11 protein-coding genes and 2 pseudogenes are annotated in these 14,546 nt (G+C 51.7%); 8 read left to right on the top strand and 5 right to left on the bottom strand.

Annotated features, from left to right (window positions below; translation table 11 throughout):
- The first annotated feature begins 21 nt into the window (after positions 1–21).
- Positions 22–900, top strand: a complete 879-nt coding sequence (locus tag RC74_RS14710) for a LysR family transcriptional regulator (protein ID WP_052274536.1) — start codon at positions 22–24, stop codon at positions 898–900.
- Between the two features lie 437 nt (positions 901–1,337).
- Positions 1,338–1,574 carry a hypothetical protein gene (locus RC74_RS22545; RefSeq protein WP_038999861.1) on the top strand — a complete coding sequence of 79 codons (237 nt, stop codon included), beginning with the start codon at positions 1,338–1,340 and terminating at the stop codon, positions 1,572–1,574.
- A 492-nt stretch (positions 1,575–2,066) separates the two neighbouring features.
- On the opposite strand, the pseudogene RC74_RS23760 reads toward RC74_RS22545, so the two are convergent.
- Positions 2,067–2,179 (bottom strand): annotated as a pseudogene (locus RC74_RS23760) (integrase); the annotation flags it as partial.
- 474 nt (positions 2,180–2,653) lie between these two features.
- On the opposite strand from RC74_RS23760, the gene RC74_RS14690 reads away from it, so the two are divergent.
- Both RC74_RS14690 and RC74_RS14685 read left to right on the top strand, forming a co-directional pair.
- On the top strand, positions 2,654–3,928 hold the full coding sequence (locus RC74_RS14690; protein WP_038999856.1) for a hypothetical protein: 1,275 nt from the start codon (positions 2,654–2,656) through the stop codon (positions 3,926–3,928).
- A 417-nt stretch (positions 3,929–4,345) separates the two neighbouring features.
- Positions 4,346–4,852, top strand: a pseudogene (locus RC74_RS14685) (transposase); the annotation flags it as partial.
- Between the two features lie 342 nt (positions 4,853–5,194).
- On the opposite strand, the gene RC74_RS14680 reads toward RC74_RS14685, so the two are convergent.
- On the bottom strand, positions 5,195–6,304 hold the full coding sequence (locus RC74_RS14680) for an IS110 family RNA-guided transposase (RefSeq protein ID WP_039003212.1): 1,110 nt from the start codon (positions 6,302–6,304) through the stop codon (positions 5,195–5,197).
- Between the two features lie 454 nt (positions 6,305–6,758).
- Entirely contained in the window at positions 6,759–7,625 is an 867-nt protein-coding gene (locus RC74_RS14675; protein WP_236939946.1) for an isopenicillin N synthase family dioxygenase, read from the bottom strand.
- Positions 7,626–8,459: 834 nt separating this feature from the next.
- Here RC74_RS14675 and RC74_RS14670 point away from each other — a divergent pair.
- The 4 genes from RC74_RS14670 to RC74_RS14655 all read left to right on the top strand — a co-directional run bounded on the left by RC74_RS14670 (position 8,460) and on the right by RC74_RS14655 (position 12,096).
- Positions 8,460–9,572: a linear amide C-N hydrolase gene (locus tag RC74_RS14670; RefSeq protein ID WP_039003793.1), complete on the top strand. Its 1,113-nt coding sequence runs from the start codon at positions 8,460–8,462 to the stop codon at positions 9,570–9,572.
- A 342-nt stretch (positions 9,573–9,914) separates the two neighbouring features.
- Positions 9,915–10,556 carry a PEBP family protein gene (locus tag RC74_RS14665; RefSeq protein WP_039003794.1) on the top strand — a complete coding sequence of 214 codons (642 nt, stop codon included), beginning with the start codon at positions 9,915–9,917 and terminating at the stop codon, positions 10,554–10,556.
- 23 nt (positions 10,557–10,579) lie between these two features.
- The gene (locus RC74_RS14660; RefSeq protein ID WP_039003795.1) at positions 10,580–11,539 is read left to right on the top strand and encodes a YHYH protein; all 960 of its coding nucleotides are present in this window, start codon (positions 10,580–10,582) and stop codon (positions 11,537–11,539) included.
- Complete coding sequence (locus tag RC74_RS14655) at positions 11,536–12,096, top strand: YbhB/YbcL family Raf kinase inhibitor-like protein (RefSeq protein WP_052275038.1); 561 nt, start codon at positions 11,536–11,538, stop codon at positions 12,094–12,096. Before RC74_RS14660 ends, RC74_RS14655 begins: the two co-directional genes overlap by 4 nt.
- A 187-nt stretch (positions 12,097–12,283) precedes the next feature.
- On the opposite strand, the gene RC74_RS14650 is transcribed toward RC74_RS14655, so the two are convergent.
- Positions 12,284–13,501, bottom strand: coding sequence for an MFS transporter (locus RC74_RS14650; RefSeq protein ID WP_062628296.1), 1,218 nt, complete (start codon positions 13,499–13,501; stop codon positions 12,284–12,286).
- Between the two features lie 402 nt (positions 13,502–13,903).
- Positions 13,904–14,395 carry a Hint domain-containing protein gene (locus RC74_RS21840; RefSeq protein ID WP_236939945.1) on the bottom strand — a complete coding sequence of 164 codons (492 nt, stop codon included), beginning with the start codon at positions 14,393–14,395 and terminating at the stop codon, positions 13,904–13,906.
- Positions 14,396–14,546: the final 151 nt, after the last annotated feature.

Genomic DNA, 14,546 nt, shown 5'->3' with positions numbered 1-14,546 from the left:
GGATATTCAAATAGGTGAAACATGGATGTAGAACTCGCACGAACCTTTCTGGCCGTTGTCGAAACTGGCAGCTTTTTCAATGCTGCTGGCAAGGTAAATGTCACACAATCCACCGTTAGCATGCGCATCCTCTCGCTTGAGCAGCAGCTCGGACAACCGGTCTTTGAACGCAGTAAATCCGGTGCGACGATGACGGCTGCGGGACGCAATTTTCAAAGGCATGCCACAACACTTGTGCGGACGTGGACACAGGCCAAGCTCGACGCGGCACTCCCTGCGACACTGGAATCGGTCTTGGAAATTGGCGCACCACCAAGCTTGTGGGACGGCTTCCTGATTGATGCCATCCCTACCCTTCAAGCCAAAATCCCCAACATGGCAATTAAGGCATCCTTGGCGACCTCAGACATCTTAGGACCGAAACTTAACGATGGCTCGCTCGACCTCGCTGTGATGTACAGGCCGCAAAACACGTCGGGGCTCGCGGTTGAACAGCTTTTCGAGGACGAGTTCGTTTTGGTCAGCAGCGATAGCGACACGTCAACCGATCCTTTCGGGGAAAACTACGTGTTGATCGATTGGGGTTTTGAATTTCGCACACATCACCTGCTGAACTTTCCACAGTTCACAACACCAAGCCTGCAACTTGGGATTGGGACTTTGGGCTTGCAGTATTTGCGGACCGTACCTGCATCTGGATATTTTCCCCGACGCTCAATCGAGCCAGAAATACAGGCTGGCTGGTTACATTTAATTGAGGACGCTCCGCGATTTGCCTACGCGGCCTATGCCGTTTTCAGCGAAAGCCAGAGCGACGGCATGGCAGGCAAAACCGCACGGATACTGCGTAAATATGCCCGCGAAAACTTGAATATCAGGCGTCAAAAAGAAGGGCGCTAACGGCGTTGCCGCTTTTCATTGGGCGATGCTTGCTCCACAGAGCGAGCGGTTTATCGGTCAGCGCCGTTGTGTTCTTTGGGCCGTTCTACGAAATGCGGACATGACTTGGTGAGCGCCCCAACACGCGGTTGGGGCGCCTTTGGGGTTCGTCGACCATGATTGGCCCCACGAATGATAATCGGAACTACAGGGGAGCGGCGAACGATGGTTCAGAAGTATCGCGCCCAAACCAACAAGAAAGAACTCAGCAAGACCACACAGGAGTGTGATTGCGGACCTTCGCTATAAACTACAAGACTGCCGCAGGTCCGAACGGAATTAAGCTAACAAAAATCGATGCGTAGCCATCCTTATTGAGACTAAATCGATTTTGAGTGTTTTTAGGGCTGGTTATTTGATATCGACGATTCTTGAGAATAAGTTTGTTGGAGGACATTATGTTAAGGATACTTTGGTCGCGTGGGTTTTGGGCAAGACTCTCTCTGACCGTGATCGCCGTGGCTGTGCTGAGCGCTTGCGTTCCAAACGCGGCCGAAGCTCCCGCAAAAGAAGCACCTCTAGATAATTCCGACCTTTATCCAACTACCCGTTCTGCGAAGAGTAAAGTTTTGCGAATGGAACCCTACTTTCCCTTTGGCATTCAAAGACCTGCGGGGACGAATATCCCAGACTGAAGTTGGCGAATGTTCAGGAGAGTCCCGAGCAAGGAAATATTTCTCTTTGGGAAACTAATTCTAAAACAGTAGACGCAGATCGTTATGTGCTTTGGCATGCGCCAAGCGCCTTTGGTTTTCTTGTTGAAACCCCCGCCGACGACGATGAAGGACCGTTTTCTACCGGTGGCTACATACTCCTAGAAAACATGGGTGGCGGAATTACCCACGCTGGCTCAGCCACAATCTCCGTCGAGGGAATGGCTTTTTCAAGGCCAACATATTTCGGTATAACTCCCCGCGATAATGCGAACATTCAAGCGGCCCAAAGTGAAAAATTTCTGGAGTGCCGAGCGCAAACAGATGGGTCTCGAAGTGAGTGCGAAGACCTAACCCGAAAGTGGGCGCGGACGAACACCGCTGTCCTCAGCATAGCTTTCAATCGCTCAGAGAAAAAAGACAGTGTAACCCTTTTCATGATCGATGATCGCCTGTGGTGGGCAGGTCGTGAAATCAAATAGTGCTGCCCATTTTGGTTTGTCTAGCAAGAGCTGAACGGCGCGCCGGTTGCCCGTTTTCTTGTAAATCTGGGTGACTTTTGTTCGCCGCATGGAATGCGTGCCGTAATCCACCAGAGCTGACCCTCTGCATCCGCCACTGTACACTGTTTTAAATCGTTCCGCACCTTGCATAAATCTTCAATCGTGACGCTGCCAAAGTCTTTTCCTTGCGTTTTGTTTTCGCAATAACGAATGACGGCAAGGTGCCGATCTATAGTCTTGTCGTTGGATCTATTTGCGTAGACCTGCCAGTTGTAAAGAATTCTGTCATTCGCAAACCAACGGGCTGGCGCGTTATTGCCCTCTTTGATCAAAATACCACCGGAGACGCTGCTGTTAGCTACGCCTAAGCCGTTCAAATAATGTGTCTAGAAATCTCAAAGTATTCATAACCTTGACACACCAGAACCAAACAGTATGAATATTCACATATCATCGACCCATTTCCTGCCTGAAAATGCAGAACTACTTCAGTTTTAGGCTGCAAAACCCTTAAAAAAGGAGCGTCTTACTTTAGTATTAAAACGTTTAGGAGGAAATATGGCATTGGCCATGTCGCACGCCGATTGGATGAAGAAAACATATTCGTTAACGAGTCCGCGGAGTGCTGCGCTCAAAGCGATTGATCAAGCATTGATGGTTCGCAATGAATCTCAGGCAAAATTTGCGCTGGTCAGCTGGATAAATGCACAGAACTCAAAGAAACAGAATTGGCACAAAAGCGTCAGGAATTCTAAAGGCGCGGTGGAGGACCTCTACAAGCAGCTCAACGTTTTGGGTGCTGAGGTAAGTTTTGATAGTTTGGGGGATGAGTGGGAAGACTTTTTCGCCAAGAACGAGGTCCGCAAGCTCCAAAACGCCGCCAAGGCAAAGATGTTCGACGGGAAGAAACTTGTGCTGAAACACAGCGTTTTTGGCGTAGCCCGAGCCAAAAAAGATGATTTCTGGTCGAAAACGGAAGAGGTTGCTAAGTCTTCAGCGGGTGTTAGCTATAAGACAGCCAAAGCGACTAAAAAGTTTGGCAGCCTTGTAAGTAAGATCGAGGAAACGATCGAGTTGATAACCACCGGTGTTTCCGACGGCCCCAAAAAAGAAATCATTGGAGCCGTGCTCGGTTCAAGTGCCCAAGAATTCGCGATCAGTGCGGCGCCACTTTTTGGCTTGGTCTCGTCCGGTGGAAAAGCTGTACTTGGCTGGAATGACGTTATTAAAACCATCGATAGCGCGGAAAAAATGATGAAAATTCGCCCCTCTATCCGCTTGGGAGACCCTGCCGAAGCGCTGACGGCAATCAGTCAGATTTTGGACCGTCAAATCAGTTACAAAGCAAGAAAAGCGGGCATCCACTCCGGCGCTTTCGTCGCAAAAGGTCTTGGCCTGCTGCTCGATGGTGGTGCCGCTACAAACACAGTGGCCGGTGCGTGCGAAACCGTTGCGACATTGTTAAACCAGCTCGCGGATTTCGCCGTTGATTGCAGAGAGATACAGGCGGCCAACAAGATTCTCGACGCCAAGGAATTCGACCTAAAGCTCTTTGAGACCTCCCCAATTCTGGGTTGTTATTACATCTCGATTCAAGACCATTCGAGCATCATGGATTTCAACTTTGAGAACATGGGCAAGCAGAACTGGCAGCAAGAGGCGCTGCGCCTGAAATATGCTATCGATCCGGTGATTAAAAAATCGCAACAGTTGATCGAGAAGTCCAGGATTGAAATTCCGGGCATGGACTCGGCCAAGGGTGTTTACCAAAGCTCTAGGATGCAAAGATTTAACGTGTGGACTATGTCTAAGGGTTTGGGACGCGCTTGGTAAACGCCTATGGTTTGATTCTTCAGGAGAGGTAAACGTCTGCTTCAAAAGGGGGCAATTCATCGCGGATTGGTTGAAATTCGCCTCCAATAGACTGAAAATTCTGAACAATGTGGTCGGTGCATGCCCCTTCGTGGATCGGGCTGTACGGGAGAACCGTGTGACAAAGCACGATTTTTTCAGTTTGAACGCCTAGGAACTATAAGAGGTAGGTGACGGCGTAGAACAAGGCGCCGCCTCTTGCCGGTAGCTTAACGATGTGTAGAGCGAGGAGCCTGAGTCCTTGTTTTTACTCGCTCGTATATGTTCAAAAATACAGTAAGGTCATTCGCTGCACGAAATTCTAACGTCGGCTTAAAGCTGTGGTTTCAATGGGTCGTCGCAACACTTTAATCTTTTAGAAGAGATGGAGTGTTTATCATGAAGTATCGCACACGAACGTTTAATACGGACAGACAGAAGTCCGAGATTTGGGATCGGTGGCAACGCGGTGAGTCAATGAGATCGATTGGTCGTCACTTCAGTCGTGCGTCTTCTTCGATCTTCCCTCATTTGGCGCGGACTGGTGGGGTCCAACCCGCTGTTCGCACGCGGTCGCGATGTGCTTTGAGCCACATTGAACGGGAGGAGGTTTCTCGCGGGATTGCCGCAAAGCTGTCGTTTCGTTCAATCGCGCAAACCCTGAACCGGTCTCCTTCGACAATCAGTCGAGAGGTTCGCAGGAATGGCGGTCGTCAAGCCTATCGCGCCGCCCACTCAGATCAGCGTGCCTGGGACTGCGCAACCCGGCCCAAATTGTGTAAGCTTTCGTTTAACGAACCTTTGCAGCTGCGTCGGAAATGGTCACCGCAGAAAATCGCAGGGTGGCTCAAACGCAAATATCCTGATGAAGAGCAAAACCGAGTGTCACACGAAACAATATATCGTAGATGTGGCGCGAATGCCCTGGTCGCCATTAGCCCAACACCCACAACTTTTTAGTGGATTTTGGTGTACGTTCTCATGAGCGTTTTTGATCTTCTCGACACGATTATACTACCCCACTGACGCGGGATGGTCAAAATATGTAGCCTGTGCATGGCGCTGGAGACGTCAGCTCGAACCGATGGTTATCATGCTCTCATCCGCGGGTTGGTTGCCGCCTGACCATATTCGATGCGGGCTTGCCTCTCTCTAAGAACGGATATCTATCCCAACGTACGCCGAGGGTTCACCTATCATTGGCTGCCATCTCCAGCGTTCTGCACAGGCAGTCTGTTGTCTCTGTGCTCAGGTGGGGAGCGGCGTTTTCCGGGCGATGTCCCAAACGAAACCAGCCAATTCGCGGGCGATTGCTGCGATCACACGGGGCTGGGGTTTTCCTGCGCGGCTTAGATGCCGATACCGTTTACACAGACGGGTCTGTGCCTTCCAGCCAATGTCCTTGATCTGCTGTGGCAGGTGCGCGGATCGTTTGAGATAAGGGTGCCCTTCCTTTGGCGGATGCCTGTATGACCACCCTGCTTCGACCAACATTGTTCGGGCTAACGCATTGCCTGTTTTGGTCAATCGACCGCGCCGGATGGTCGATCCGCTGGAATGCTCGCTTGGCACCAATCCCAACCAGGCCATGAGTTGGCGAGGATTCTCGAAGCGGGTGATATCCCCAATCTCAGCCACAACGGTCGCCGCGATTGTCGTATTTATGCCGCGCAACGCCCGAAGCGCATCCACGACCGGGGCAAAACGCCAGCTTTTGATGGCCGTTTCGATTGTTTGGTCCAGCGTTGCAATACGTGCCTCGATCTGGTCGATGGCACGTTTGAGCTCCTCGAAGGCGATCTGCTGGTGCGGATATGGAAACTTACGCAATTCGGCCAGCCATCGGCGGTGCCGCTTCGTCCAATAGCTGCCGTTCCTGTACCGAAGGCCATGACGTAACAGAAAGCTCAGGAGCTGTTGTTTGGCCACCTTCAAGGCGTCCACCGTTTGTTTACGAGTGCGGATGAGATCCCGCATGGCCTCTTGTTCTTCGTCTGGCGTCCAGATTGGCGTGAGTTCCCCGGCACGCCAAAGCCGTGCCAACATTTCGGCATCACGTCGATCTGTCTTAATTCGGTCGCCCGCTTTGCGCGGTATTAGGGCTGGCGCAACAACGGCGCATTCAAACCCCAGCCTCGTTAGATGCCGATGCAAGCCATAACCACAAGGGCCCGCTTCATAGCAAAATGTTGGGATTTTACCATCGCGGCTCAGCGTTTTGGTCAGCCGTAATACAGTGTCTGCTGAATTGACAATTGTTCCATAAAACCGCATCTCGCCGCCACGACCTTCATCTGCCAGGGCAACCGCGATTGTATCCGCGTGGACATCTAAACCTACGTAAACTGTCTTTTCCATTTGTTTCCTCCTTCAAACTTTCCAGTCCGTCGAGAAGACACTGCGGCACTTAGTATGTCACCGCCGCAAAACGCTCATATGGTCTAAGTTGTCATTCATTGATCGAGGGATAGGTCTCGCGCATTCGTATGAAGACAATCACGACATCACAGGTGTGAGCCTGTAGGAACCTTTGGCGTAAGGGGGGATTTCAGGCGGTAAAATCAGTTGCTTCAGCATAAACCCCAAAGCCCATTGAAGTGAATTAACAGACGGCAGTTTTGTCCACATAGCGAGCCTTGATGCGTTGGCAACTAACGGCAGGTTCGAACCCCCTATTTCTCAGACGTAGCGAATGGCCACATTTTAAAGAGTAGCGATTGGCTGAAAATGTTTTACATCTAAGAACCGGTGCTTTTGAATTTTTCCATCAAATACGGCCCTGACAAAACGTTTTCGTATTTTTTAGAGCCATCTAGGGGGCAATCACGGCGTCCCAATTGGGTTGATGAAAAAAGGCCAATGATTGCCGAGCAGGTTGATGTGGCTTTGCGACGACGCGGTGCAATGTGCTGACCCAACGGTCGGCGGTCCATCGCGCCATTAGATCACCAATATTGATTACAAACGCACCTTTGGGCGTCGGAACATCAAACCAGCCCCCATCCGGCAATGCAGCTTGTAGACCTTGGCTTTCAGCTTGCGGCAGCAAGATCGTAAGTGACCCATAGTCAGTGTGCGCACCTGCTCGTTGTTGATTCAGCAACGAAATCTCATCTGTTGCAGGATAATTCAACGCCCGCAAACCGGAAATCGGATGATTGATGTAATCTTCGAAGAAGCCGTCGGGCAGGTTCAACGCGACTGCAAATGCCACCATAATCCGTGAGGCTAGACTTTCCATTTCGCCATAATAAGTTTGCCACGCGGGTTTGAAACCGTCTAGGTCTGGCCATATCGTTGGGACGTAGCAAAATTCCAATGCCTCGGGATCAACGATACCATGGGGCACGTCTTGCGGCCCACCGTTGAAACTCTCCTTCAGATCTGGCGGCGTATCTACGCCCTTTGACTTGGCTAGCGCCTCGCTATTTGGCCCCAGATAACCATAGGGATAACCAGCGTAGGGTGCTTTCACTTTTTGTTTGTCATCGGGTGCTTGCTTGAAGAATTCTTGCACTGCATTCTGCATATCCGTAATACAGTTTTCCGAAACGCCGTGCCCGGTCAAAACGAGGAATCCGCTGTCTCGGCAGATCTTATCCAACTGCGCGGCAAGTGCATTTCGCTTAGACAATCCAGATTTTTCGAATCCCTGGAGATCAAAAGTTGCGAATTCCATTTATTTCTCCAACATGATGTGCCACGAATTTGGCGGTAGCTAGACACCATTCCCAAGCGAACTCAGTTTCTAGTCTAGGATTTTATTTTTGAGCAGCTTATTGAAGCTGAAGTTCGTGACAAGCTGAAATTGCATATATCGTCTGTCAACACCGGGCTTGGCCAGAGGGGCCTTTGGAACAACCGGTACATCAAATGGCGAAAAGGTCTCGTAGAGCTGGCCTAAGCGCGTCGTGCAGCGAATGACCACATTCCGTCCAAGTGAACACGTCCACTTCCGGTAGAGACCGACAGTCACCTCTATCGAGACATTGCACAGTAGTTCTACCGAAAGCGGAGGTTCACCAAGTGGCGAACGACAGTCGTATGGCCACCAACAAATAAGTGGGGGCAGAAAAAATCTATCGCCACCAATGATCAAAATAAGGAAAAATTGAAGATATTGGTGCGGGTGAGATGCAACGTTTGATGTTTAGATTCAATTAATTATGAATAAATTTCGTAAATAAATCGTAATTGCGCTTACATTTTAATTTTCGATTGCGTCAAATTTGAAACGTTCCTTACAGCGCAATTACAGGGACGTAAGGGGCGGAAACAGAAATGGTCACTGGCAGAATTCAGTCATTTGCAGCGACATATAGCGCCATGCAGGCAGCACCCACTGTTCAGAGTGCCGGTAGATCAATGGATATTTAACAGCACTACACGGTAGACGCTACAGGCCACTCCATATCTGTTACCGATTATCGGCATTATAAACTTGCTAAGATTGAGAAGCCTATGTAGCCCTGAGTCACATTAACTACCACCACCTAAGGATTTGAAAAATAACATGAAAATTACAACAGCTAATAATGTTTTTAAGAGCATTAAGACCCTGATAGCTGGGGCTGCCATACTTGCCTTAGGCACCCAATCCGCTCTTGCCTGTACGGGAATCGTGCTGCACGCGCAGGATGGTACAGTGGTTCCTGCGCGCACCATGGAATTTGGGTTTGATGTCCAATCTAATATCTATGCAGTGCCAGCTGGAACATCCATTGAAACTCTCGTGCTAGATAAGGAACAAACGGGCTTCACATTCGAAGCTAAGTATGGATTTCTCGGTGCTAACGGTCTCGACATGCCGATTGTTTTCGACGGTTTGAATACCGAAGGGCTTTATTTCGGTGCGTTCTATTTCGCCGGTGACGCCGTTTTTGGTACCGTCAGTGACGCAAATCGCGACCATGCGGTTTCTTCCGAAGAACTGGGCAACTGGATCCTTGGGCAATTCGCGACCGTAGACGAGGTCAAGGCCGCTCTGCCAACCATTGAGGTCGTGGGCACCCATATTGACGCGCTCAAAGGCGTGGCACCGTTTCATTACGGTGTGACTGATGCTAGCGGCGCTTCGATCGTTATCGAATACACTGTGGACGGCCTTACTATCCACGATAACACCGTGAATGCTATGACCAACAATCCGCCCTACGATTGGCACCTGACCAACCTGCGCAACTATATCGGCCTGCAAGCTGAGAACGTGCCAGAAATCACAGTTGGCCGTCAGACATTGCAGCCCTATGGACAGGGAACTGGAATGGCCGGACTTCCAGGCGATTTCACGTCGCCCTCACGTTTTGTAAGGGCGGTTGCGTTCGCAAATACGACACTCCCGGCGGCAGACGCAAGTGAGGCGATCTTCAATGCGTTTCACATCCTCAACGCTTTTGACATTCCAAAAGGCGCGATCCGCGAAGGTCATGACGACAGCCTGCAAACTGATTACACAATCTGGACGTCCGCTTCCGATACCAAAAACGTTCAGTATTATTACAAGACATATAAGACACAAGCCGTTGAGAGCATTGATGTGCGTAAAGTCATAGCCAAGATCACAAAACCTACGACGTTGGAGATGGAAAATGGCTTCGTAATCAATGATCGGACTGCCGATTTTTAAGGACGATTATGTCCCATCGGTTCTTGAGCATGCATGTTCCTATTTAGGGGCATGCATGCTGCCACCCCGTTGCTCAACGCTTTGAGGCCAACGGTCAGAGCGCAACATTCGGACGATGTGCGCCTTTGCTGCCTCTGCGCCAAGGTCCGTTTATCCAGCCCTTCAGTCGACTGCCTCGCTATATTGTCGGAAGCGACACGCTCGACACATGGCGTCATCGATGACGGGGCGCTGGCTCCGAGTGGCAAAATCTGGCGTCATAGCTAAATTAATTTCAACTAAGCCCGACGGAATGATCCATGGTGCGCGTATAACCGATGTCACAAACACATTGGATCCATCATGAAACCTACCTTCGCCATACTCGCACTGAGTTCAATCTGCGCCACCGCCTCTGGCGCTGAGACCTTTTCATCGGACGTTTGGGCCGACAATTGGTTCGAGATGCGCATCAACGGCACGCAGGTCGCGCAGGACAGTGTACCGATCACAACAGAGCGGTCTTTCAATGCAGAAAGTTTCACGTTTGAGGCCGAGCGCCCCTTCGTGGTGGGTGTTGTGGCCAAAGACTTCAAAGAAAACGATACAGGTTTGGAATATATCGGAACGGGGCGCCAACAGATGGGCGATGGCGGGCTGATCCTTCAAATCCGCGACGCAGCCGGACAGACCGTGGCCGCCAGCTCCGCAGAATGGGCATGTGAAGTCATCCACACGGCCCCCTTGGATAAATCCTGCGAGGCGTCCAAAAATCCCGTGGCTGGCGAAGGGGTTTGCACATTTGACACTATGGACGAACCCGCAGGCTGGGACACAGCGTCCTTTGACGCATCCGATTGGCCACAAGCCAACGTTTATACTGCCCGCGAGGTCAGCCCAAAAGACGGCTACGACGCCATCAGCTGGGATCCAAAAGCCGAGCTGATCTGGGGACCCGACCTTGAACAAAGCAATACCGTCTTGTGCCGTATCACTGTCAATTGACCCATACTTTAGGAATCTGCACTATGAACCGCACAATTATCCTTCTGGCCTGTCCGCTTTTTATCGCCGTTGCTAGCCCTACACTTGCCCACGACGACCGCTGCGATGCTGTGGCCGCTTCTGTCGCGGATGCAGGCTTCGCCGAGAGTGTCACCGTAACCTGCTCCGACACCCAAGCCATTCTGACATCCGACACCTATCCCGATCATGACATGATGACGGGCATCGTCGGTACTAACGAACAAGTGCCCGTTCCCGCCGAATACCCCGCACCTGTCCTCCTCAATCCCGTCTTTTCGGGAACACCGCTAACCCGCGATGCAGCACTCGGCGTGGCGGTCAACGGGGTGCCGATTTATGACTACACTGGCGGCGGCGAGATGTCGGAAGCTGATCTGGCGCACCATCAGGCACAACACGACACGCTACAAACGGACCAATTGGACGTGTGCGGCGGGCACGCTGGTCGTGGCGATGACTACCACTATCACGTCGCGCCGACCTGTATGATCGCGCAAATGGCCAATGCGGGACCAGAAGCAATCATCGGCTGGGCGTTTGACGGCTTTCCGATCTATGGCGACACAAACCCCGACGGCAGCACCATTGAAGGGGGTGTACTGGATGTTTGCAACGGGCAGACCGACGACACATTTGGCTACCGCTACCACACCTCACAAGACGCGCCCTATATCGTGCAATGCCTGATGGGCGAGCTGCCGAACTTCAATGATTTGCCCCGTGTACGGCCCCTATCAGCCGCAAGCGGCGGCGGCGCACAACCAGGTCGCCCACCTCAAGGTGGCGTTCAAGACCTCGTCTTCACGCAAAGCGCCGATGGCAGCCGCAGCATGGACTACAGCTATGAAGGCGAAGATTACTTCATCCGCTACAGCCCCGCTGCTACGGAAAATTGTTACGACTACACCACCAAAACCGTGACCAACGATGGGGACGTCATGGAAGGGGAATTCTGCCGATGACCCTTGCCCACCGCTTGTCCGGCCTCGCTCCGCTGCTGTTCTGCGGCATCTGGGCGGGTGCGGCGACCGCCCAAGACACTTTCGCACTGACTAGTCCGGCCATTGTAAGTGGCGGTGACCTGCCAAGCGATCTAAAATGCAGCCGCGACGGGGGGGATGGCCTCTCGCCTCCGCTCGTATGGTCAACGGTTCCCGAAGGAACGCAGAGCCTCGCAGTCATCATGCAACACTATCCGCGCGGCAAAATCGCAGGCACCGACGCGCCCAGCCAATACTGGCTCTTGTGGAACATCCCCGCAGACACAACCGCCATTCCGCGCGGGAACCCAACCTCCTTGGGCGATGAAGGCGCGGACAAAGATGAGAGATTCACAGGGTACACACCGCCTTGCTCCCCACGCGGCGCACGTCACGAATATACCATCACGCTTTACGCACTGAACGCGGCCCCAGAAACATTGCCCAGTAACGACAGCCTGCAGGTGGATTGGACCACAATGACACAAGCCATCGGACCGCTTGTAATCTCGTCCTCATCGTTCACGTTCTGGAACTAAATCGCGCCGAAACTGGACGTTCGCCGTCACACAAAAAATCGGTCATAATGGGTTCAGACCCGCCGTTCGCGGCACAATGTACCGACGTCGGGTATGCGGACTTATCCGACTTTGGTCTCGGGTGGGTGAATGACCGCTTTGACCAATACAGGCTTTGTTTCCGAACGAGCCCGCAATGTCCGATAGATCACATCCATCTGCGGATAGTTTGAAAAAACTGCTTTCTAGACCCAGCCGGTATTGCGAGTAAGATGAAGAACATGGCCAGTGGCGCGGCAAGGGTAAACGCCCACGCCAGGGCCCAAACCGGAGCGACAAAGGCCGTTCCAATTGCTGATGCAAAGGCAAAAGCCACCAGACTAGACCCTGATGCAATGATGGACGCTCCCAGCCCCGCCAAGTCACCGAGCGGGCGCATCGCAAACGCATTGAGGTTGCCAAACAAAAGACCGAGAGCAAAGAAACCAAACCAAGTTAAGCCAAGTAGAATGGCCAGCGGGGGATGACCCGCGTAAAGTGCGGCAGCAATCAAAAGTCCTGCGCCCGATAGTCCCAACACCAATAGGCCTGCTAAAATCGGAGCCTCCATGCCTGTGCGCCCTACCAGCCAAACATTCAACATAAGAGCGAACGCAGTTCCCGTTGCCAGAAGGGCGAAGAACACGGGCATCAGTGCTGTAACATCATAAACCTCGCCAAAAAGGTTTGCAGCCACAGCAAAATAGGTAAGCTGTGCGCCGAAGACGAAACCGGTTGCGATGACAATAGGTATCACGTCGTTGCGAACCAGAATCTTTCGGATATTTTGCCACAGCCTATGTAGATTTAGGGGGACGCGCTTCTTGACAGGCAGCGTCTCGGGATGCCGCAGCCACAACCATGCGCCCAACCCTACCGCCAATGTCAGATACGACCAGAACACACCTCGCCATCCAGCGGCTGCTACGATCAGCGCGCCCAACGCAGGTGCAATCATCGGAACGAGGATGAGCAAGGTAAAAATAACCGACATGATCTTGGCCATTTCTGCGCCTTCATATCGATCCCGGATCATGGCACGTGTCCCGATTTTCGGCCCGGCAACGCCTATACCCTGAAGGAACCGCCCCAAAACCACTGCCGCAAAGTTTTCTGCCGTGGCGGCGACCATTGTGCCAATAATGAACACAACAAGCCCTGCAATCACAGCAGGACGACGTCCCAAAGCATCACTGATCGGACCAATCATTAATTCTCCGACAGCCATTCCTAAGACGAATGCTGTAATAATTTGCGCACCTGAGAGCGAAGTTTCTGCGTCAAAAGCACTTACTATCATGAGCATTGCCGGTAGCACGCCATCGATAGCGAAAGCAGTCAGTGCGGTCAGCGCGACATAGAGAGAAAGACGTTCAACACGGCTCATCAAATTTTTCCTTGATAAATGACGGGTTAAGCTCACCCCCAGAGAGGAAAACGCTCGACAGGTTTTCAATAACGTAAAGCGCTTAACCATGGTAGCCGACATTCGTGTAGCGTGTAGCATCCGGTAAAGTGGGCTCGAACCCGCCGTTAGCGGTTCAACGCATCAAGGCCACTACGCGGACTTAGTGTGAGTTCGCCACAAATGCGGCAAGGTCAGCCTCCGAGTCGCCGCTCAACAAACTGCGTTTTCGAAGTGGGCACTATTCAGTTTAAACTATACCCATGCATACCCCACGTTAGTAGCGTCTGCATCTTAACAATAGACCGCGCCGCAATCATTCTATTTTGAGTTTAAGACCTGTTTCCAACTCGATATATTTCTGGACGATTTATATGCTTGGGTTCATCTGAGTAAGGCCGCCTCATATTTTTTGATCTGAGGCCGGGCGATGATGCGGGCAAGGTGAGTGGGGTCGGCAAGCTCCGGAAACAAATTAACCAGTTCATCGTAGGTGTCGCGGTTCCGTTCTATGGCGTGATCTCCAACGAGGAAACTCTCTAAGGGGACGCCCTCAGAATAAACAATTTCGTGCTGGTCGAACATAATGTGAAAATACGTGACTTCTTCGCAAGGTTCCGAATAAATTTTGTCGCCGTCACATAGGTTTTTAGCGGCGACAAGAACTTCGACTTCACCGAACATCAATTCGCACTTCCAGCCAGAGAATAGCACTCGGTGTTGAGGCGATAAACGCAATCGATCACTATTGCCGATGGCACCTGGGGCGAAACATACTGGTGCTAAGCTCCCCTTTCCAATGACCGTTCTTTCGCCGATCCAGCGAATGGGCTGTGGTCCATGCTCCTGGGTCATCACCAGATCACCGAGTTGCAAGTCCTCGATGGCAACCTCGCTATCGGGGGTCGTGAGAGGGGTCCCTTTAGTAAAACAAGCAATTTCGACCGATTCGAACCGAGTGTAATAAAATGACTTGCCGTTCGATAAATTTACCGTGCCAGAACCCGAATTATAGGCCGTAATAGTC

Source organism: Falsihalocynthiibacter arcticus (genome assembly GCF_000812665.2).
In the GTDB taxonomy this organism is placed as follows: Bacteria; Pseudomonadota; Alphaproteobacteria; order Rhodobacterales; family Rhodobacteraceae; genus Falsihalocynthiibacter; species Falsihalocynthiibacter arcticus.
The sequence above is the reverse complement of the archived record's forward strand: the minus strand, read 5'-3'. Positions and strand labels throughout refer to the sequence as shown.